This window comes from Loigolactobacillus zhaoyuanensis, from assembly GCF_003946385.1.
In the GTDB taxonomy this organism is placed as follows: domain Bacteria; phylum Bacillota; class Bacilli; order Lactobacillales; family Lactobacillaceae; genus Loigolactobacillus; species Loigolactobacillus zhaoyuanensis.
On record NZ_RHOE01000044.1, the window covers coordinates 1 to 20,887 of the forward strand.

At 43.1% G+C, this 20,887-nt stretch carries 20 protein-coding genes, 1 tRNA gene and 1 other annotated feature; of the genes, 15 read left to right on the forward strand and 6 right to left on the reverse strand.

Features of this window, described 5'->3' with window-relative positions; all coding sequences use genetic code 11:
• Window positions 1-435: 435 nt before the first annotated feature.
• From tnpB to EKM76_RS09115, 3 genes are all read right to left on the reverse strand, one after another.
• Complete coding sequence (gene tnpB / locus EKM76_RS09105) at window positions 436-777, reverse strand: IS66 family insertion sequence element accessory protein TnpB (RefSeq protein WP_125550363.1); 342 nt, start codon at window positions 775-777, stop codon at window positions 436-438.
• Window positions 764-943, reverse strand: a complete 180-nt coding sequence (locus tag EKM76_RS09110) for a hypothetical protein (protein ID WP_125550364.1) — start codon at window positions 941-943, stop codon at window positions 764-766. The genes tnpB and EKM76_RS09110 overlap by 14 nt, the downstream gene beginning before the upstream one ends.
• 112 nt (window positions 944-1,055) lie before the next feature.
• The gene (locus EKM76_RS09115) at window positions 1,056-1,901 is read right to left on the reverse strand and encodes a glycosyltransferase family 8 protein (RefSeq protein ID WP_125550365.1); all 846 of its coding nucleotides are present in this window, start codon (window positions 1,899-1,901) and stop codon (window positions 1,056-1,058) included.
• A gap of 201 nt (window positions 1,902-2,102) precedes the next feature.
• On the opposite strand from EKM76_RS09115, the gene EKM76_RS09120 reads away from it, so the two are divergent.
• The 12 genes from EKM76_RS09120 (at window position 2,103) to EKM76_RS09180 (ending at window position 13,998) form a co-directional block, all read left to right on the forward strand.
• The gene (locus EKM76_RS09120) at window positions 2,103-2,360 is read left to right on the forward strand and encodes a GlsB/YeaQ/YmgE family stress response membrane protein (protein WP_125550366.1); all 258 of its coding nucleotides are present in this window, start codon (window positions 2,103-2,105) and stop codon (window positions 2,358-2,360) included.
• Between the two features lie 123 nt (window positions 2,361-2,483).
• Window positions 2,484-3,038 (forward strand): alkaline shock response membrane anchor protein AmaP, encoded by a 555-nt coding sequence (amaP, locus tag EKM76_RS09125; protein ID WP_125550367.1) that lies wholly within the window; start codon window positions 2,484-2,486, stop codon window positions 3,036-3,038.
• Window positions 3,039-3,051: 13 nt separating this feature from the next.
• Window positions 3,052-3,231 (forward strand): DUF2273 domain-containing protein, encoded by a 180-nt coding sequence (locus EKM76_RS09130; RefSeq protein ID WP_125550368.1) that lies wholly within the window; start codon window positions 3,052-3,054, stop codon window positions 3,229-3,231.
• 37 nt (window positions 3,232-3,268) lie between these two features.
• A complete protein-coding gene (locus EKM76_RS09135) occupies window positions 3,269-3,676 on the forward strand; it encodes an Asp23/Gls24 family envelope stress response protein (protein ID WP_125550369.1) in 408 nt (135 codons plus the stop codon).
• A gap of 67 nt (window positions 3,677-3,743) precedes the next feature.
• Window positions 3,744-4,169, forward strand: a complete 426-nt coding sequence (locus EKM76_RS09140) for an Asp23/Gls24 family envelope stress response protein (RefSeq protein ID WP_125550370.1) — start codon at window positions 3,744-3,746, stop codon at window positions 4,167-4,169.
• Window positions 4,170-4,372: 203 nt separating this feature from the next.
• Window positions 4,373-6,673, forward strand: coding sequence for an RNA polymerase recycling motor HelD (gene helD, locus EKM76_RS09145; RefSeq protein ID WP_125550371.1), 2,301 nt, complete (start codon window positions 4,373-4,375; stop codon window positions 6,671-6,673).
• 80 nt (window positions 6,674-6,753) lie between these two features.
• Window positions 6,754-6,826, forward strand: a tRNA-Thr gene (locus EKM76_RS09150).
• 99 nt (window positions 6,827-6,925) lie between these two features.
• Window positions 6,926-7,131 (forward strand) — a binding site (T-box leader).
• Between the two features lie 76 nt (window positions 7,132-7,207).
• Window positions 7,208-8,224: a tryptophan--tRNA ligase gene (gene trpS / locus EKM76_RS09160; protein ID WP_125550372.1), complete on the forward strand. Its 1,017-nt coding sequence runs from the start codon at window positions 7,208-7,210 to the stop codon at window positions 8,222-8,224.
• A 71-nt stretch (window positions 8,225-8,295) separates the two neighbouring features.
• Window positions 8,296-8,898, forward strand: coding sequence for a cyclodeaminase/cyclohydrolase family protein (locus EKM76_RS09165; RefSeq protein ID WP_125550373.1), 603 nt, complete (start codon window positions 8,296-8,298; stop codon window positions 8,896-8,898).
• A 195-nt stretch (window positions 8,899-9,093) separates the two neighbouring features.
• Window positions 9,094-10,623 carry a Ppx/GppA phosphatase family protein gene (locus EKM76_RS09170; RefSeq protein WP_125550374.1) on the forward strand — a complete coding sequence of 510 codons (1,530 nt, stop codon included), beginning with the start codon at window positions 9,094-9,096 and terminating at the stop codon, window positions 10,621-10,623.
• Entirely contained in the window at window positions 10,620-12,752 is a 2,133-nt protein-coding gene (locus EKM76_RS09175; RefSeq protein ID WP_125550375.1) for an RNA degradosome polyphosphate kinase, read from the forward strand. Before EKM76_RS09170 ends, EKM76_RS09175 begins: the two co-directional genes overlap by 4 nt.
• Window positions 12,753-13,047: 295 nt before the next feature.
• Window positions 13,048-13,998, forward strand: coding sequence for a Ppx/GppA family phosphatase (locus tag EKM76_RS09180; protein ID WP_125550376.1), 951 nt, complete (start codon window positions 13,048-13,050; stop codon window positions 13,996-13,998).
• 41 nt (window positions 13,999-14,039) lie between these two features.
• On the opposite strand, the gene EKM76_RS09185 is transcribed toward EKM76_RS09180, so the two are convergent.
• From EKM76_RS09185 to EKM76_RS09195, 3 genes are all read right to left on the reverse strand, one after another.
• Window positions 14,040-14,783, reverse strand: coding sequence for an amino acid ABC transporter ATP-binding protein (locus tag EKM76_RS09185; RefSeq protein ID WP_125550377.1), 744 nt, complete (start codon window positions 14,781-14,783; stop codon window positions 14,040-14,042).
• A gap of 24 nt (window positions 14,784-14,807) precedes the next feature.
• A complete protein-coding gene (locus tag EKM76_RS09190; protein ID WP_125550378.1) occupies window positions 14,808-15,494 on the reverse strand; it encodes an amino acid ABC transporter permease in 687 nt (228 codons plus the stop codon).
• A 113-nt stretch (window positions 15,495-15,607) separates the two neighbouring features.
• Window positions 15,608-16,408: a transporter substrate-binding domain-containing protein gene (locus EKM76_RS09195; protein WP_125550379.1), complete on the reverse strand. Its 801-nt coding sequence runs from the start codon at window positions 16,406-16,408 to the stop codon at window positions 15,608-15,610.
• A 268-nt stretch (window positions 16,409-16,676) separates the two neighbouring features.
• On the opposite strand from EKM76_RS09195, the gene EKM76_RS09200 reads away from it, so the two are divergent.
• From EKM76_RS09200 to EKM76_RS09210, 3 genes are all read left to right on the forward strand, one after another.
• On the forward strand, window positions 16,677-17,930 hold the full coding sequence (locus EKM76_RS09200; protein ID WP_125550380.1) for a hydroxymethylglutaryl-CoA reductase, degradative: 1,254 nt from the start codon (window positions 16,677-16,679) through the stop codon (window positions 17,928-17,930).
• A gap of 297 nt (window positions 17,931-18,227) precedes the next feature.
• A complete protein-coding gene (locus EKM76_RS09205) occupies window positions 18,228-18,599 on the forward strand; it encodes a hypothetical protein (protein ID WP_125550381.1) in 372 nt (123 codons plus the stop codon).
• A 184-nt stretch (window positions 18,600-18,783) separates the two neighbouring features.
• Window positions 18,784-20,616 (forward strand): heavy metal translocating P-type ATPase, encoded by a 1,833-nt coding sequence (locus EKM76_RS09210; RefSeq protein WP_125550382.1) that lies wholly within the window; start codon window positions 18,784-18,786, stop codon window positions 20,614-20,616.
• Window positions 20,617-20,887: the final 271 nt, after the last annotated feature.

Below are 20,887 nucleotides of genomic sequence, written 5' to 3' on the forward strand. Positions count from 1 at the left end.
CGCGGCACTTAACCAACGGCCACGTAAACTATTTGGTTATAAATCAGCCAATGAATTCATGGCTGAGCAGCTACTCGCATGACCACCACCTAGACCACTTATAAGTGAAGTTTAGCAAGTGTTGCACTTGATTTGACAATTCGGGATTTATTTTTTTGTGTTATGTCGCCTGCTTTTTTAAGTTACTTGCTTGATTCCCAGTTTGCTCTGGGTCGGTAAAACCACCGTCATCCGCCAAAAGCTAACTGATTTGAATTAGTCAGCTTTTCCGAATGCGCTCCGTAAAGTTTACGCGTTAAATAGGCAACTTATTCAGTCAATGTCTGAATTTGTTTAGACAACTCATGATTTTGTTCAAGGACCTGATTAAGCAAATTCTCAGTCGTTGTCGCCAGGGTACCGCCTTTATTTCGTTAGCATTAGAGCTAGCCTTTTTTAGGCGGTCGTTGGTTTGATTGTTGACTCAAGTCCCCAACCAGAAATTAACCATTCAAGTTGTTTAGTATGAAGCTTTTTTACCTCGTTTTGATTGGTCAGCCACTGGATGCGACTGTTTTCGATTCGCTTGTATAACAAGAGAAAACCGTCACCTGCCCAGTACAAGGCTTTGAAACGAACTTTTCGCGTACCGCAAAATAGAAATAACGTGCGACTGTAAGGATCAAGTTGGTAGTCACTTTGAATGACGACCACGAGACCATCAATACCACGACACAGATCTGTTTTCCCACAGATCAAGTAAATACTGCAAAGTTTGCGTAAGTTAATGAGCGTCATTAAACACTACCTTCATTAGCGCATCTAAGATGTAGCCATTGATTCGATTGTAAACAATGATTGTTTTGTTATTACTAAGTTTGATCTGACATGCTTTAGTGACCATAGTAGGTTGTTGATGTGTTTCGTCTAATTTGATTCGAATAATTTCTGGTTTGTTTTCCATAAAAACACCTCACCATTCTTCATGATGAGGTTATGATACCGCGATTATTATCTGGTCTGTTATTGGGTGCTTACTACTAGCGGGTATTTTTATGCTATTTTTCAGCTGACCCTTAACTGATCTGTTGCTTAGTTGTCAGTTGTAATGTTTTCGGTGCGTATTTCCAATATTCATTGCGTAGCGGGTGTGGGCGGACACCGAATTCAAGCCATGGTTTGCTGCGGCCAGAATAATGAATGAAAATTGGGTCTTGGCGTGCTTCTTCCGCTAGAATCTCAGCTGGTGGCAGCGGATGAACTTGTTCGCGACGAATTAAGCGTGATTGCATATTGTATTTGGGATGTAAGTAGCACCAATTATCCGCTAAAACAGCGTTAAGCGCATCTTGATCGTGATATTTTAATTTTTCTGGATGCTGGTTAATGAAGTCCATCACTTTTTTGGTGATGTTTTCGTCACGCCAACGTTTTAGATCGATCAGCATCATGCCGGAGTTGAAATAAAATGGCTGCTGAGCTTTGATACCCATTTCCGCTAAGCGCGGGACGTAACCAGCGTCTTCAACAGCTGCAATCACTTTGCCATTCAATGATGTTTGCCAGAGTTGGCTAATATCGCTGGTGCAGATCAAGTCACAGTCAAGATAGAGGATACGATCAAGTTGTGGCAATAAATCGGCTGTGTAGATCCGATAATAGGCAGCCTTGATGATTCGGTCATCAGTGACTGCTTGGCGGAAAAGCGATTCATCGACGGATAAGTAGTTGATCTGGTGGCAGTTGTTGCAGTCTAATTCGAGCCGTTTAAGTTGTAGCTTATCTTCAGCAGTTAAATGATCGCCAAAAATATAAAAGTCGAAGTTATTATTTGAATTATTGACCAATATTGAACGGTACAGTGTTGCTAATGGGGTAACGAAATTCGAATTAGTTGTTGAAACGATCGAAATCGTAGACATAAGCGTTCCTCCCTTAAGTATTACCATATAGTTATAGATTAGATTAGTTCAACTATACGCAACTAAAGCGATTTTCAGCAACTTTTATGCATGGATACTGTTATAACGGGGATGTATGCATCTAAATTGAAACGCAATAGGCTTTGATGATAGGCTAAGGGTGTAATAAAAAAACTTCAGCACAAGAAAGGACGGATCGATATGCTTCACTTACTATGGGTTTTAATTATTGGTGCAGTCATCGGCGCAATCGCTGGTGCAATCGTAAGTCGGGATATGCCACTTGGTTGGGTCGGTAACATTATTGCAGGTTTGATCGGCTCTTGGTTAGGTGAAATGGTTCTGGGTAGCTGGGGACCAATGATTGCAGGCATGGCTATTTTTCCATCAATTATTGGTGCCATCATCCTTGTCTTGATCGTGTCATTCGTTATCGGTACACGTAAGAAACGTAGTTAATAAATTTGATAATTTTTATGGCTAATTTAGCGTAATGACACAAAAGTTGGGTTCCTATCCAGCTTGAGTCTCAGAGTTTTTTTAATAAAATAACTCAGCTAAATTGAAAAGGAGGGATGCAATGTGCGGCCAATTTTCAAATTTGGTCTGGGCTTACTAGCTATTGTCGGTTTACTGGAAGCCGTTTGGTTTGGTTTATTGATCGAGCCAAGCGCTAGTTGGTCAGGTCCAATGATGCAGTGGCAGCAAAATCAAATTTGGTTGTCATGGGTCGGACTAATTCTGGCGATCATTGCCGGCCTGATCTTTCTAGTTTTATTCCTGATTGCGTTATTTAAACGCTCAACGACAACTCAGTTAAGTATGAAAACAGAAAAGGGTCAACTAAATATTAGTCGAGCTGCGGTAGAAAAATCAGTTAAGTACGCCGTTCAAGAGCAGCATCCAGTAACTGCAGTTAATGTGAACGTACAATTGCACAAGCATAAAGCAGTGGCGACAGCCCAAGTGGATGCAACTCTAACTGCGGCAACCAAGGATTTAGTTGGTATCAGTCACGCAATTGAAGCGACTGCTAAACGTGAATTAACGGAGCGCTTAGGCTTGTCGGTCAAAAAAGTGGCGGTCCACTTATTAACTGCAGATCAGCGGCAACAGCCAGTAACAGACGTGATTTAAATGAGGTGAGCAGATGCAGCGAGAAATGAAGGGCGCCATTATAGGCCTGATCTGTGGTGTGATCTGGGTAATTTTAGGTTTTTGGAATTTAATTCTGATCCTATTACTCAGCGCCATCGGTTATTTAGTTGGTCGCTACAGGGATCAGCTGCCTGTATTTAAACGTTGGTTAATGCAAGTACTTGATCGTTAATGAAGTGATCTAAGCAAAATGTAAAGGAGTCGATTATATGGACCAACCAAATGTACAAAAACGAAAATTAACTTTTGAAGATAGCGTGATCAAAAAAATTGCTGGGAACGTTTCTGGCGATATTGACGGTATTTTGTCAATGAATGGTGGCTTTATGAGTAATATCGCCGACCGTTTCCGTTCGGATACTGATCCAACCAAAGGTATTGATGCTGAGGTTGGCCAAAAACAAGTTGCATTGGACATGGAAGCAACCTTGGAATATGGTGCTGACGCGCAAGTTATTTTCGATCAACTGTGCGACCACATTTATCAGGCATTGAAACAGATGACGGGATTAGAGTTGATCGAGTTGAATCTAAATGTAACGGATATTATGACTAAACGCGAATGGGCTAACCAAACTAATGAAGGTAAAAAAGAAACCAAGGATCGCGTTAGTTAGTCGCTGGATTCAACCCTTATTGATTGCTGACCTACGTTCGCTAAAACGAAAGGATGATATGTAAATTATGGATGAAAAAATGAAAAACACAGCACCTGTTGGAATTGAAAGTGAATTAAATTATGATGAAGATGTGATTGCTAAAATTGTTGGTCGGACAATGACAACGATTGCTGGCGTATTGACGGTTGAGGGCAACGTGATCGAAAATATCACGGATCGTTTTCGTGATAATGATGATCCAACCAAAGGGGTCAAAGTTGATCTAGATGACGACGCTCAAACAGCAACATTAGAATTAAGTGCGACATTGGAATACGGTCGCAATGCACCGAAAATATTCGATGAAGCAGTTAGTAAAGTTCAAGCCGAAGTATCACGCATGACGGACGTTAAGCTAACTAGTTTCAAGATGACAGTCAGCGATATGTTGACTAAAGAAGAATGGCACGCGCAACAAGAAAAAAAACAACAAAAGCAACAAAGTAATTAACGACATCGGTGTTGTGACCATAATATTGGTTGCAATGCCTATTTTTTTCCGTTGTTGAAGCGCTGGCTGATTTTTATATTCAATCTGTAACACCTCTGGTCTAAAGTGTGATAAAATTATCCACCGCAACAATATTTATTATTGGACGAAATTGGGCGCTGGCTAAGTTAGTGGCACCGTGATGGACAAGGAGGTCGACCTTTTTGGATGCAGAAACCAAACAACAAGAACAAGCGCGAGTGACTGCTGTTGTCGAGAAAATTGAACAGCGATTGCACGATAAAAATGTGCAATTAGAACAAGCCCAGCGTGAGACCACCTCGATCGATAGAAACTATGGCGATAATACACGGGTCAACATTGCCGAAGTTGATGACCGAATCGAAACCAACGCCGCTGTGCAGCAGCAGAAACAATTAGTTGCACGAACGGTTGAAAATGAAACGATTTTGAAACAACAAATGAAGCAACTTGAAGATTTACAGCAATCGCCGTACTTTGGACGCATCGATATTGATGAAGATGGAGAACGCGATACTTTATATATTGGCACCGCCTCATTTATTGATGCCAAGCAAAACTTTCTGATCTACGATTGGCGCGCGCCGATTTCGGGAATTTATTATAATGGTACGCTAGGCCAAGTAAGTTATGAAACACCGAATGGCTCAGTGCAAGCCGAATTATTGAAAAAACGTCAATTCTTGATTGAACAAGGTAAAATTGAAAATTTATTTGATACTAACGAAACTGTAGGCGATAGTATGCTACAGCACGTGTTAGGCGCAGATAGCGATGAGTATATGCAGAATATTGTCGCGACGATCCAGCAGGAACAAAATGATATTATTCGTGATACTAAACATGATATTTTAATCGTGCAAGGAGTAGCCGGTTCCGGTAAAACGTCAGCCATTCTGCAACGGATCGCTTTTCTGCTTTACCATAGCCGCGAATCCTTGAATTCTGAGCAAATGATTCTTTTTTCGCCAAACCGGTTATTTAGTCACTATATTTCGGAAGTTTTACCTAGTCTGGGTGAAAAAAATATGCGTCAGGTCACGTTAGCTGAATTTCTCGGGCAACGTTTTTCTGGACTACATGTGGAAACTTTATTCGAGCGGTATGAGCAAGATCAGCTCAGTTTTCCAACGGCAGCACAGAAGATTCGCCGTTACAAAGAAAGCCGCGCTTATCTAGAAGTGGTTGAACGCTATTTGAAGCAGACTCAACCGCAGCAACTAGCTTTTACAAGTGTCTATTTTGAAGGACGGACTTTTTTCACTAAGGATGAGATCGCTAAAATTTATGCGCAGCAGCCGGTTAATATGTTAGCTGCAGATAAATTTTTAGCAACCAAAAATACGTTGATCAAACGGCTGAAACGACGGATTCACGAAGAGGCTAAAGCAGATTGGGTGGCCGCTGAAGTGGATATGTTAAGTGAAGATCGTTATCGCAGCATTGTGGGCACGCAACGTTTTGCCACTGGTGATGATGAATTTCGCTTTATTGCCGAAAAATTGGTCCGTGATCGGCTAGCTATTGTTTATGATGCGCTATACAATGATTATTTTATTGACATATATGAGCAATATGCAGATTTTATGCAGCAAGCCACCCTAACTGACGTTGCACCAGCTATTTGGCAGGCCATGCTCGCCAGTTATCGTCAGCAGATAGAGCGTCATCAGTTACGGCTGGAGGACGCGGCGCCGTTGCTTTATTTACGTGATCGGTTAACCGGGAGTGGTCAGAATCACGCAATGCAACATTTATTCATTGATGAAATGCAAGACTATACGATGGCCCAATTAACTTATATCAAGCACGCCTTTCCACGGGCTAAATTAACTTTGCTGGGCGATCGTGCGCAGGATCTATTTACGGCGCATTATCAACAGCATGATTTCATTGCAGCATTAACGACTATTTTCCATACCCACAGTATTAATTTGATCACTTTGAATAAAAGCTATCGGTCAACCTACCCGATTACTACCTTTGCGGCGGCATTATTACCAGCAGGCAACGAGATCGAAGCGTTTACCCGCGACGGGCATAAGCCGGTTTTGATCACGACGGATAGTGACGCGCTCAGCCTGCAGCAAATCACTCAGCAATGTCGACGGTTACTATTGCAGCACGAAACAGTGGCTATTTTAACCAAGGATCAGGCCACTAGCGCGCAATCGTTCGCACGACTAAAGTTAGATGTGGAAACCACACTGCTGACGGATGCTGATCGTGCTTTACCTAAAGGTGTACTGATTTTACCAATTTATCTGGCCAAAGGCTTGGAGTTTGACGCCGTAATTGCGTACGATGTATCAGCTGTGCATTTTAATGCAGCCGGTGACCGCGATATTCTCTATACAATTGCTTCGCGGGCGATGCATGAATTGGTGTTGGTCAGTACAGGCACACCATGTCGTTTCATTAGTGAGATTCCGGCAGAAATGCTGGAGCAGGACGCGGCATTGACCACGACTGAATTGCCGTAAAGCTGTTGCAATCAATTGAAATATATAATATACTATTTAGGCGGTGTTCTGCGGGACCAACCACTAAATTGTATATTCATGCCGCTTTAGCTCAGCAGGTAGAGCGCATCCATGGTAAGGATGAGGTCGCCGGTTCGAATCCGGCAAGCGGCTTAATGATCTGAAGCTTATCTAAGTAATTATTTAGATAAGCTTTTTTGATTTGATACAGTGAACGACTTTGACACTGCATCCTGAAATCGGTACAATGGAAGTAACATGTTGAAGAGGACAAGTAGCCGTAAGTGGATCTTTAGCGAGTCATTGGTTGGTGAAAAATGGCGATTGCTAGCGGGGAATGGGCCTTGGAGTGCTGACGTGAATTCTAGTAGCGTTGGCGGTGTTTTGCGCCTTAAGCAAGAGTGGTGTCGCATAGGCGGCACAATTTAGGTGGTACCACGACTTTGAGCGTCCTATTGATAGCAATATCAGTGGGGCTTTTTTTATTAGAGTGGCTAAAAAGGCATAACTATTAAGTGAAAGAAGGAAATTAACATGACAAAAAAAGTAATTCTGACTGGCGATCGGCCAACGGGCAAACTACATATTGGTCATTATATTGGGTCATTAAAAACTCGGGTCGAGATGCAAAATTCTGGTGACTACGATCCTTATATTATGATCGCTGATATGCAAGCCTTAACTGATAATGCACGTGATCCAGAAAAAATTCGCCACAGCTTGTTGCAAGTTGCACTAGATTATTTGGCTGTCGGCATTGATCCAGCCAAGTCGACAATTTTAGTACAGTCACAAATTCCGGCGTTGAATGAATTGACAATGCATTATTTGAATATCGTCAACGTCTCGCGGTTAAACCGTAATCCTACTGTAAAAAGTGAAATTCAGCAAAAAGGCTTCGGTCAAAGTATCCCAGCTGGTTTTTTAATTTATCCAGTCAGTCAAGCTGCTGATATTACGGCATTTAAAGCGAGTGTCGTTCCAGTTGGTGATGATCAGGAACCGATGTTAGAGCAAACACGAGAAATTGTTCGTAGTTTTAATAGTATCTATCAAAGTAATGTATTAGTTGAACCAGAGGGTGTTTTCCCGCCTAAAGGACAAGGTCGTTTGCCAGGTTTAGATGGTAACGCTAAAATGAGCAAGTCGCTGAATAATGCGATTTATTTAGCTGATTCAGCTGATGAGATCCAGAAAAAAGTCATGTCAATGTACACCGATCCACAGCATATTCACGTGGAAGATCCAGGTCAAGTTGAAGGTAATGTGGTCTTCACTTATTTAGATGTATTTGCTGAAGATCAGGCACACGTTGCTGAATTAAAGGCGCAGTACCAAGCGGGTGGCTTAGGTGACGTGAAGCTGAAACGTTATCTCAATGAAGTTTTACAAGCAGCACTAGCGCCGATTCGGCAGCGTCGTGAAGAATATGCTCAGGACCCAGCGGCAGTTTATGATATTTTGGCTAAGGGCAGTGCTAAAGCTAACGAAGTCGCCAATCAAACTTTAGCCGAGGTGCGTGCGGCCATCGGGATCAATTATTTTAATTAAATCAGTTGCTTAAAACAACCAATTAATATAAGCTATTTTTTTAAATGAATCCTCTGAAGATAGGTGATGAAATGGAACTGGAACAATTTATGCAGGATCTGGCTTCAGCGGCACCGACACCAAGTGGCGGTGGTGCAAGTGCCTTAAGTGGCGCAACGGCAGCTGCTTTGGCCAGCATGGTGGTTAACTTGACTCAAGGCAAGCGTAAATATGCTGCCTACGCAGAAGAATTGCAGCAAATTTTAGTAGCAACTCAACAGCTATTGACTGATTTGCTGGCACAAATTCCGGCGGATGCTGCTGCATTTGCACCACTGGCTCATGCCTACAGCATCCCTAAATCTGATCCCCAGCGCACTGTTATTTTGGAAGCAGCATTGGTGCAAGCAGCGAGTGCGCCACTAGTACTTTTGCGCCAGTTGGCTACCTTGGTGCCGTTGTTGGAAACTTTGTTGACTAAGGGCAGTCAAATCATGCAAAGCGATGTTGGCGTGGCCGCAGCCGCTTGCCGCAGCGCCTTGGAAGGTGCAATTTTAAATGTTTATGTCAATACACAGTTAATGCAAGATCGCCAGCAAGCCGCTACTTTAAATGCAGCGGCCGCAGTGTTAGTCAATGATAATGTAATTCGGTGTCAACGAGTCTATCAACAAGTTGCGGCTAAGTTACAGTAGGCTATCTTTTTGCGACCTAAATTTTGTGCAATTACGATTTATATTTTATTAAGTAATTTTACAAAAGACTGCGGTTATAGTAAGTTAATGTTCAAGCGCTGATAATTGAATAAATGAATCGACTGATCCAGCGTGCAAGCGCTGGATTTTTTGGTAGAATGAAGTAGAGTAATCGTTAACTATGGAGGTGGAAAAATGGTTAAGCCAAAGTTTTTTGGGGCTATTGTGATGAGTGCGCAAAGTATTGATTTGAGTATCTTTAATTTACGAACATTGGAAACAATTGAACGGGTCAGCGCGCCAGTTGCACTGGGTGAACGCTTATTTTCTGATGGCGGCATTGATTTTGATGCGGTTAACGCAGCAATCGATGCACTGCGCGGTTTTCAGCAGTTAATGAAGGATTATGGTGTGACCGCTGAACGGGTGGTAGCGAGTCATACCATCACTTCGGCCGAGAATATTAATTTTGTTCGTGATCAGATCTATACTAAAACTGGGCTAACTGTGCATTTCACCACGGTTAGTGAAGAATTATTATTCCGTTATGAGGCCGCTGCCGTTTATTTGCCTAACTTTAAAGAGCTCTGCCAGCAGAATACGGTGTTGCTGCAATTAGGTGCCAGCTCGATCACGTTGATGGTTTTTCAGCGTGGCGAGCTGACTTTGACCCGCGAATTACAGTTGGGACCGATGCAGGTGGCGCAGCGAATGGCGGATCTAGAACATCGTGCGACTGCTTATGAGGATGTGTTGGCGGATTATATTCATTCCAAGTTGTTGGATATTCTACGCTTCCTACCGCAAGAGGCTTTTACTCAAGTAATTTTGATGGGATCTAAGCTGACTTTGTTAGAAAATATGATTCCCCAGGGGCAGCGGAGTTTAGCAATCAGTCACCAGCAGTTCAATCAGCGGTATCATCAAGTGATGACGTTGTCGACCCAAGAATTACAAAACGATGAGCAATTGCCGGAAATCGAAGCAAATGAAGTAGCGCCGACTTTTTTGTTGCTGGATGAAATTTTTGATGCTTTGCAGACTCAAACGATTTGGTTGTCGAACATTAAGTTATTGGATGGTTTTGTTGTTCATTTAGGCAGTCATAATGGTAAATACCAACAATGGGACTTTGACGCCGCAGTAATTGCAGCCACTCAGCATGTTGCAGCACGTTACAATATTGACATCGGCCACCAAAAGCAAGTTTTGAAATTTGCGGTGCAGCTATTTGATCGGTTACGTAAAATTCACGGCTTAGGTCGGCGGGAACGCCTATTATTGCAATTAGCCGCGATTTTGCAGGATACTGGCTTGTATTTAGATGCTAATCAACATGCCTTTCATTCGGAGTACATTATTCGTGCTAGCGAGATTCTCGGGCTTGACCACACGGAACAATTGATCGTCGCTGCCATAGCTCGCTATCACAGTTCAGCGGCACCATCTGCTGATTTAAGCCATTTTAATCAATTACCACTAATTCAGCGCTTAGTAATTGCTAAGTTAGCGGCAATATTGCGGTTAGCAGATGCATTAGATGACAGTCATCAAGCTAAAATCAGTACTATCAGTGTTAGCATTCGGCGAACGACAGTGACGATCACAGCTACTGCTAATGCAGATATTGAACTAGAGAAGTGGACCTTTGCGCAAAAGGCTGATTTTTTCACGAATGTTTATGGGTTACAACCTATCTTGCAGCGAAAGGGGAGTTTGCGATGAATTTTGCTAAACCAGAATATTTTGTTAATCGAGAATTGAGTTGGGTCGATTTTGATGATCGTGTGCTGGAAGAAGCGCGGGATAAAACAAATCCGTTACTGGAGCGCGTCCGTTTTCTCGGGATCACGCAAAGTAATTTAGACGAATTCTTTATGGTGCGGGTCGCATCTTTGCGTAAAATGCAGGCGGTTGCGTATGCAACGCCTGATGTTGCAGGCTTAACGCCAACCCAGCAGTTAGCGGCTTTAAGCGCTAAAATTCATCCCTTAGTTGAAAAGCAGTATTCAACCTGGAGTCGTTCACTTTTACCGCAGCTAGAGAAGGTGGGTATTAATTTACGGACTTACTCAGAATTATCGAAAAAGCAGCTGAGTTTTTGCAGTCAGTATTTTCATCAAGTTTTGTATCCAGTCCTGACGCCGTTAGCAGTTGATGCGTCACGACCGTTTCCTTTTATCGGTAACAATACACTGAATTTAGCATTACGGTTAGTTAAAGAGGGCACCGCTGAAAAAAAAGAGCGCCGTTTTGCCATGGTCCAAGTGCCAACTGTTTTTCCACGGGTCGTGACTTTGCCTGGTGAGAATCAATTTATCTTGCTGGAAGAAGTGATCAAGCCATTTATTGGTGAGTTATTTACAGGGTTTAAAGCTAAGGAAGTTCAGTCTTTTCGAGTGATCCGGGATATGGATTTTGACGTTGCTGAAGCGGATGCCTCAGATTTAATGAAAGAGATCGTTCATCAATTGGCTATGCGCGAGCATACTAAGGTAATGCGCCTAGAATTAGCTGCCGAGACCAGCAAAACGTTGCGCAAGCGCTTGGTTAAAGCACTAGCAGTGCACGAAGCGGATGTTTACGATATTAAGGGCCCCATTGATTTAACGGTATTAAGTAAGTTAGTTAAAGCAATCAAAAATCACCCTGAATTACTCTATAAACCATTTAAATCATACACGCAGCCTGCGCTACGCCAGCCGGATTTATTTGCGGCTATTCGGCAAGGTGATCTTTTTCTACACCATCCCTATGATAGTTTTGATCCAGTGGTGCAATTGATCAAGCAGGCAGCTACTGATCCAGATACGTTGGCCATTAAAATGACGTTATACCGTGTTTCCAGCGACTCACCGATTATTCAATATCTTGGTGCTGCCGCGCAAAATGGCAAGCAAGTCACGGTATTAGTTGAATTAAAGGCCCGCTTTGATGAAGAAAATAATGTTCATTGGGCCAACGAGTTGGAGAAAAAAGGTTGTCATGTAATTTATGGGTTGGTTGGCTTGAAAACACATTGTAAATTATTGCTGATCGTACGCCGTGAAAGTGAAGGCATCCGGCGGTATATGCATATGGCCACCGGTAACTATAATGATGTTACCGCGCGATTGTACACGGACATGGGCTTATTTACTGCCGATCCGAAAATGGCTGTCGATGCTTCAAATATTTTCAATATGCTATCCGGCTTTTCCGAGCCTGATCATTTTGCTGAGCTAAACATTGCGCCATTGACCTTGCGCGACTTTTTAAATGATCGTTTTGATGATGAAATTGCTAATGCTAAGGCCGGTAAAAAAGCGCTGATCCGGATGAAGATGAATTCATTATCCGACAAACAAATGATTGAAAAAATCTACGCAGCTGCGGCGGCTGGTGTAAAAGTTGATTTGATCATCCGTGGAATTTGCTGCCTGAAAGTCGATTTACCAGGAATTAGTGAAAATGTGACCGTTCACTCAATTGTCGGCCGCTTCTTGGAACATAGTCGAATCTACTATTTTTATGCTGCCGGTGAGGAAAAGCTCTACTTATCGTCAGCCGATTTAATGAATCGTAACCTAAGCCGCCGTGTCGAATTACTTTTTCCAATTCTACAGGCTGATATTAAGGCGCAAATCGTACAGATCTATGAATTAATGTGGCAAGATAACTTAAAAACGCGAGTGCTACAAGCTGATGGTAGTTATCAAAAGGTGGATCGCCGTGGATTGACGCCGCTTGACGTTCAAGCACATTTAGTAACTGCAGCGGTGGCAGCACAACGACCAATTACGGCGGTAGAAGAAAAACGGCCTGATCACTTTGTACCCTTACAAAAGCCTTGGTCACCGGTGGACGATGATTGAGGCAGGTCAGCAGTTAAGTATTGAGAAAATAAGCATTTCGCTAGTGAAACACACAACCGTTATACTGAAAAGGAGCCTGTCCGACTAGTTGCGCCCTTGGCAACGTAGCGAGGAAGGACATCCGTACTTGAAAATAAGCGTTTCGCTAGCGAAACACACAACCGTTATACTGAAAAGGAGCCTGTCCGACTAGTTGCGCCTTTGGCAACGTAGCGAGGAAGGACATCCGTACTTGAAAACAAGCGTTTTTGCTAGCAAAAGCGCATACCTTTATACTGAAAAGGAAGCGTGTTAGATGGAAAACTTTGTGGTCATTGATCTAGGTTCCAACTCTGTACGTATGTCGGTAACGGAAATCGATACAGATGGTAGCTTTCGAGCCGTACAACAGCATAAAGAAATGGTCCGCTTATCTGAAGATATGGGTCCAGAACGGATTTTGCGTGATGCGGCTATTGAACGGACGATCGGGGCGTTACAAAAGTTTGCTGCGATTTATCAGCAATTACCAAATGTAACCATCCGGGCAGTAGCAACTGCGGCTGTTCGGAGCGCTAAAAACCAAAAAAAATTTATTAAGCGAGTCGCTGAAGAAGTGGCGGGTCTAAGAATTGAAGTTATTCCAGGAACGATGGAGGCCTATTACGATTATTTAGGCGTCAGCAACACTTTACCGGCTACCAATTGTGTGATCATGGATACCGGTGGCGCTAGTTGTGAGCTGATCTTAGTTCAAAACGGTAAGGCGCAGAATTTGATCAGTCTACCAATAGGGGCGGTTAATTTAACGGAAATGTTTTATAAAAATGGTGTCGATCAGTTGAAAGCCGCTGATTTATTCTGGGAGACGACTTTTGTTAATCGCTTATTTAATGGTGTGTGGTGGTTGCATCGGGGTCAAAATTTACCAATTATTGCCCTAGGTGGCAGCAATCGAACTTTGGCTAAAATTAAACGAAAGGCGAATAATCTGCTGAACTTTGAAGACATTCACGGTTTTCGTATGACTGTAGCCGAAGTTAATGAAGTTTACGCTAAGGTTATCAGTGAAGACCTGGCTGGCCGAAAAAAAATCCCCGGCTTAGCTAAGGATCGAGCCGATATTATCGCTGGCGGGATGACGCCGATCGTTACGATCCTACGCTTCTTGGATTCAGATCGGGTCGTATTCTCACAAAATGGCGTTCGTGAAGGTATCTTGTATGAGCATATTAGTCAATTACAAGAGCAAGGGGTCATCAAATAGAAATCAAAAAAGACGGGGAAAAGTCTCCGTCTTTTTGGTTACTATTTGATCATAAAATTCATGGCTGACAAGAAGTCATGGATCCGTGCAGTCGGTTCAGTGAAGAAAGTTTGTGGATCGCCACTATAAAGAATTTCGCCGTCTTCTAGAAAAATAATCTGATCGGCAACACCGCGAGCAAATTCCATATTATGGGTGACCACGATCATCGAATTATGTTCTTGCGCCAATTTCAACAAGACCCGCAATACTTCGGCTTCTAACTCAGGATCAAGCGCTGAAGTTGGTTCATCAAAGAACATATACTTCGGTTTCATTGCTAAAGCCCGGGCGATCGCGACACGTTGCTGTTGGCCACCAGATAACGCCGTTGGGAATTGGTCAGCCTTTTCAGCAAGCCCAACTTGCGCCAATAATCCTTTTGCCGTTGAGGTTGCAGCAGCCGGTGATTGTTTTAGAACATGAATGGGCGCTTCAGTGACATTGCGCAAAACGGATAAGTGGGGGAAAAGATTGAAATTTTGAAATACCATTCCGGTTTGACGGCGGATCTGTAGGATTTCCTTTTCAGGGACAGTTTTACTGAAATCTACATTAAGGTCATCAAAGTGATATAAGCCGCTTTCTGGACGTTCTAGTAGGTTTAATGAACGTAATAAGGTTGATTTACCGGAACCAGATGGCCCGACGATCACCGTTGTTTTATGTTCAGGAAAGGCGATGTTAATATCATTTAATGCATGGCGCTCACCATAAATTTTATTGACGTGTTCGAGTTGTAACAAGAGCTTGGCTCCTTTCTACTACAATTAGTGCTGGGTCGGTACGTAACGTGAGGTCCATTTTTCCAAATAACCTTGCAGAATCGTTAATACGGTACAGATCACGAGATAAATTAGGGCGACTAGTGAATAGAGCAGTAAAGGTTCATAAGTTCGTGCCGAAATTTGTTGACCGACCGTGAACATTTCTACAATGGTGATACTGGATGCTAACGAAGTGTCTTTTACCAAACCGATAAATGAGTTGGATAATGGTGGCAATGAGACTCGAACGGCTTGTGGTAAAATGATGCGAAAGAGTACTTGACGCCGGGTCATACCCAAGGTTAAAGCTGCTTCCCACTGACCATTAGGGATGGAAAGGATCGCTGCACGAATCGTTTCGGAACTATAAGCGCCAACGTTGAGCGTAAAGGTGATGATTGCTGCGGTCCATGGGCTGAATTGAATCCCCATGTTTGGCAGTCCGAAAAAGACAATAAATAATTGAACTAGTAATGGCGTGCTACGGAATAGCCACACGTAGCCCCAGAATAAGCCGCGGACAATTTGAAATGGTCCGCGCAGTGGCGATAGGCGCACCATTGCGGTGATCAGCGCTAATAATAAACCAAGCACAAACGAGATCAACGTTAATGGAATCGTGTAGTTAATTGCTGCAGTAATGATCTGTGGTAAAGCAGAAGTTATAATTTCCCAGGTGCTACTCGACATGAAGAACATCCTTTCGTGCGCTATGTAAAAAAAGTGGGACAGCTATAGCCATTCCGTAATCATCCGGTTTGGGTGATACATAAGCAGCTGCCCCACTCGTAAACGGGTTATCGTTATTTATTAGTAACGTCAGTACCAAAATATTTTTGTGATAATTTCTTTAACGTGCCATCTTTGCGTAGGCCGGCTAAAGCTTTATTGACCGACTTATTCAAGTTTTTATCTTTCTTATTCATCATACCAGCAATTTTCTGAGTTTCTAACTTAGAACCACCGGCAATTTGTGTGATCTTAGCATTGGGTTTTTGCTTAAGGTAAGCGCCCACTGCTTCAACTGAATTGATAGTACCATCGGCGCGGCCTTGGTCAACTAATTCGATCGATTGTTCAAAGCCACTACTAGAAACGATCGAGGCACCTAAACGCTTTGCGTCAGCTGCGTTGTTGCTAGAAGCAGTTTGCGCCATTTTTTTACCCTTGATATCAGTAATTTTCTTGATATCTTTATTGCCCTTTTTGACGACTAATTCTGATTTGCTATAGATATAAGGCGTAGTGAAGCGATACTTTGCTTGGCGTTGCTTGGTCACTGCCATGTTATTGAGTACAAGGTCATACTTGTTAACGTTTAAACCGGCAATTAAAGAATCAAATTGTGTTTCCACAAAAACAGGCTTTAAGTTTAACTTTTTAGCAACGGCTTTACCGACTTCGACTTCATAACCAGTCAGTTTTCCATCTTCATGATAGCCGTAAGGTTGATAAGTACCTTCTAAACCAATCTGGAGAGTGCCCTTCTTGTTCAATTCAGCCGTAACTGCTTTACTAGCTGCCTGTGTCGAGGTTGCGGCAGGTGCGATAGCTAATATAAATACTGCTGCAGTTGCTCCCAAAATTCCCAAAAGCTTCTTCATTATATAAATTCCACCTTAATTTAATTTTGCTAACTTACAAATCGTCAACAAACATAAGTATATAACATTTTACGGTATTTTTTAACTGAGTTGATTAATTTTCTCGGCCATGAACGTGCTAAAATGAAAATAAAGCGATCTTGTTGCCAAATTAGCCTTTTGTGGCGAGAAATTGTAACGACGTTTTATCTGATTACTGCCTGTAGTAGCAACACTTATTAAGGTAAGTGGCCAATAAAATAAATTTAATCATACGAGGAGTGTTTTTTTGTCAAAAAAATTTTATCAACTTACTCGCTTAGGGCGAATCGCACAGTTAGCCGCGCATAAAGTTTTATCACCGATCGATACCGCTTTTTTTGCTAACCATACTGGCTTAACACAGGAGCGAGCCGGCCAACTAGTTGAGAACCAACTGACCACTTTTGCGCTACCAGAAGGAATCGCTCGTAATCTATTAGTTAATGGTCATTTGCATCAGGTGCCAATGGTAACTGAGGAGCCTTCAGTGATCGCGGCAGCCAGTAATGGGGCTCGGTTGGCCATTCAAGGTGGCGGCTTTATGGTCACACAACCACGGCGCTTATTAACGGGACAAATTGTATTGACCGAAGTTGCCGATGTGGCAGCATTGTCTGCAAAAATCACCAAGTTAAAAACAACTTTGCTGCAAGTAGCTGATGCGGCCCATCCCTCGTTGAAACGTCGTGGTGGTGGTGCTAAATGGCTAAACGTCCGTGAATTAAGTGCGCACGATCTATCGGTAGATCTTACCGTAGATGTGCAACAGGCGATGGGCGCTAATATGTTGAATACAATGCTCGAAGCAGTGGGTGCTTATTTGCAGCAAGAATTAGCGGTAACGGTTTTAATGAGTATCCTTTCAAACTATGCACCGGACAGTATAGTTACGGCAACGGTGGAAATTCCATTCTCCGCGCTGAAAACAACTGATTTTGCTGGTAACGTTGTGGCAGCAAAAATCGCTGCGGCTAGTCGAATTGCGCAGCTCGATCCGTATCGAGCAGTAACGCATAATAAAGGCATTATGAATGGGGTTTCAGCAGCTGTTCTGGCATTTGGCAATGATTCACGAGCAATTGAAAGTGGCGCTCATGCTTATGCAGTAAAGGATGGTCAATACCGTGGCCTTAGCCAGTGGCAGGTTGTGGCTGATGGATTAAGTGGTGAGCTTACGTTGCCGTTACCCATAGGTTTTGTTGGTGGTGCGACCAAATTGCTGCCCGCAGTACTACCTAATCAGCGCTTAGCCGATGTTCATTCTGCGGAAGAACTAATGCAGGTTATCTGCGCCTTAGGGCTGGCACAGAACTTGGCTGCGCTAAAGGCCTTAGTGACAACGGGCATCCAGCAAGGACATATGGCGTTGCAAGCAAAAAGCTTGGCCGTAAATGCTGGCGCAAGGCCGGAAGAAGTGCCGGCCTTAGTCAATGCCTTACAACAAGCAACCACGCTTGATTTGGTCACTGCCCAACAGTTACTGGTGCAACTACGTAAATAACTAGCTTGGGGATGATCACAAAAATGGTCGGTTACTTAATAGGTTTGTTGGCATAGCTATTCGATTATCAATCGAATAGCTATTTTTTAACGAAAGATGATTATAGAAATAAAATTGCTTATTAAAAGAAAAAATTACATTAAATGACATCAAGTGTTGATTTAACCGCTTACTTATTGGTATAATACTTATGAGGCCAATAAGGATTGGGTTTCAACTTAGAGAAATAACAGTGAAGTTTATTGATGCTTTTAAATCCAATAAACAACCATTTTTGGGAAGTAGGAGTGGTCAATCATGGGGTATCGAAATGGTGAACGTGATGAATTAACTTTAACTGTCGTTGAACCATGGCAACGTCAGTCGGGGGAGTATTATTTATTGTTGCGAGATCGCAAAGGACAGTTGTATGAGTGGCAACAAGCCTATCCACGACGACTATTTGAACATACAGGGTCAACTTTTCGTTTATATGCTGGCGACCAGTTCGTGGTTAAGTTCACGGTCCGCGTATTGCTACAGAATCAGCATTACAGTATCCAACATGTTTTCATTAAAAAGATTCGCCAGTTAGCAGCACGTTCTGATTTAACGGTGGCTGAACTGCATGAGTTTAAGCGCCTACAAATGGAGCTAGCAGAGGGGAAATCTTTGTACGAAACTTATTAATAAGTTTAATTTATAGAAGTGAGACCAGTTATCAACTAATTTAGAATCATTATAAAATGATTTCTAGTTGAATTAGTTGCTATAGCTGGTTTTTTGATTACTTCTGGCTAGGTGGCTTAGTGTATTGATTTGAATGCGCGGCACCCAATGTTACAGTGAAGTAAATGGTAATGGGGGTGTTGTTATGCATAATAGTTATAAATTAGGTGCGACCTGTGGTATTGGAGTGCTTGCCTTGATTTTACAATTTGGGTTTGCACAGCCACTGCCGGCACAGATTTTAGTTTCAGCACTCGGAGCTTTAATTGCGCTGTCAATGTTTGTTGAAATGATCAAAACCTTGCGTTCAGGTCGCTATGGTGTTGATCTATTGGCGATCATCGCGGTGGTAGCGACAATAGCTGTCGGGGAATATTGGGCTAGCCTGTTAGTATTGGTGATGCTGACTGGTGGTGATTCACTTGAGGACTATGCTGCCCGGCGTGCTGGTTTGGAATTGAAGGCTTTGCTGGATAATTCACCCCAAGTCGCTCATCGGATAGTCGAACAACAATTAGAAGATATTCCAGTAGCAGCGGTTCAAGTGGGTGATCGTTTGGTCATCAAACCAGGTGAGTTGGTGCCAGTAGACGGCCATGTTCTTAGCGGTGTATCGAGCTTTAATGAAGCTTCCTTAACTGGTGAAGCGCGGCCCGTGGAAAAATCGATCGGTGCTGACCTGTTATCAGGGTCGTTGAATGGTGATGTATCCGTGACGATGATGGTTGATCAGATTGCAGCAAATAGTCAATATCAGGCGATCATTAAATTAGTTAAGCAATCAGAAGCGCAACCAGCTCATTTTGTGCGTATGGCTGATCGTTACGCGATACCCTTTACCGCCATTGCCTTGCTGATTGCTGGTGGTGCTTGGTTATTTTCTGGGGATCCAGTACGTTTTGCAGAAGTATTAGTCGTCGCGTCGCCTTGCCCATTAATTTTGGCAGCACCGATTGCTTTAGTGGCAGGGATGAGCCGGGCAAGCCGTAACGGTATTGTTGTTAAAACTGGGACCACGATTGAAAAATTGGCCAGCGCACGGACGATTGCTTTTGATAAAACAGGTACGATCACTCAAGGCCGTTTAACCGTGGCGGCAGTCAAGCCAGTTGCCGGCTTTAGCAAAGCAAAACTATTACAATTAGCGGCCAGTGCAGAACAACAATCCAGCCATATTTTAGCCCGCTCTTTGGTAGATTATGTTGGCACAACAGAATTATTACCTTTGACCCACTTATCTGAGGTTACTGGTGCCGGTGTGGCTGCTGAAGTTGCTGGTCAGTATGTTAAAGTGGGTAAGTTAGATTACGTTGCACCAACAGCGCAGCAAATAATGACCGAACAAACGGCAATTCATGTCGCGGTCGGAAAGCAATATGTGGGCTATATTGAGTTCAATGACCAGGTTCGTCCGGAAACGACAACTACTATCCAAACGTTGCGTCAACTAGGTTTGGAGCACGTTATGATGTTGACTGGGGATCAGGCAGCGATCGCCCAAACGATTGCGCAAAAAGTAGGCGTGGATGAAGTGCATGCTGGCTGTTTGCCGCAAGATAAAATTCAGTTATTAAAGTCAGTGCCTAGTGCACAACAACCGGTGATCATGGTTGGTGATGGCGTTAACGATGCGCCTTCGTTGACTGCCGCTGATGTGGGCATTGCCATGGGCGCGCATGGAGCTACCGCCGCTAGTGAATCAGCGGATGTCGTGATCTTGAAGGATGATTTGAGCAAGGTTAGCTACGCAGTTGCGATTGCTAAAGACACGATGCGCATTGCTAAAAGTGATGTGCTAACGGGGATCGTGATCCTAGTCGTTTTAATGCTGATCGCGACGACCGGCGTGATTCCTGCATTAGTGGGTGCATTACTCCAAGAGGCTGTCGATACGATCACGATTTTATTGGCGTTGCGCGCACGAAAAGATTCTAAAAAAGCACCAGCAAAGATAATGAAGCAAACTAAGTTGGAGTGATTTGAGCTGTTTACAGGGTGATTGGACCATACTTTGATCAAAAACTAGTCTAGCTTAGTTGGTAAAGTTGTGCTCCGTAATTGGTGCACGATTTTTTCGAATTTAAGTCAGGCTTTTTTTAGGGCCGAGTTTACAATTGAAGTGCAACACCCAATGAACTAGACCAACTATAGACAAAAAGGCCATGAAGACCTATTCTTATAATCGCCAAGAAAATAAGAGAGTAGGTGCCTTCATGACCCAATCCCAGAGTACCATGTCTAGCCATTAT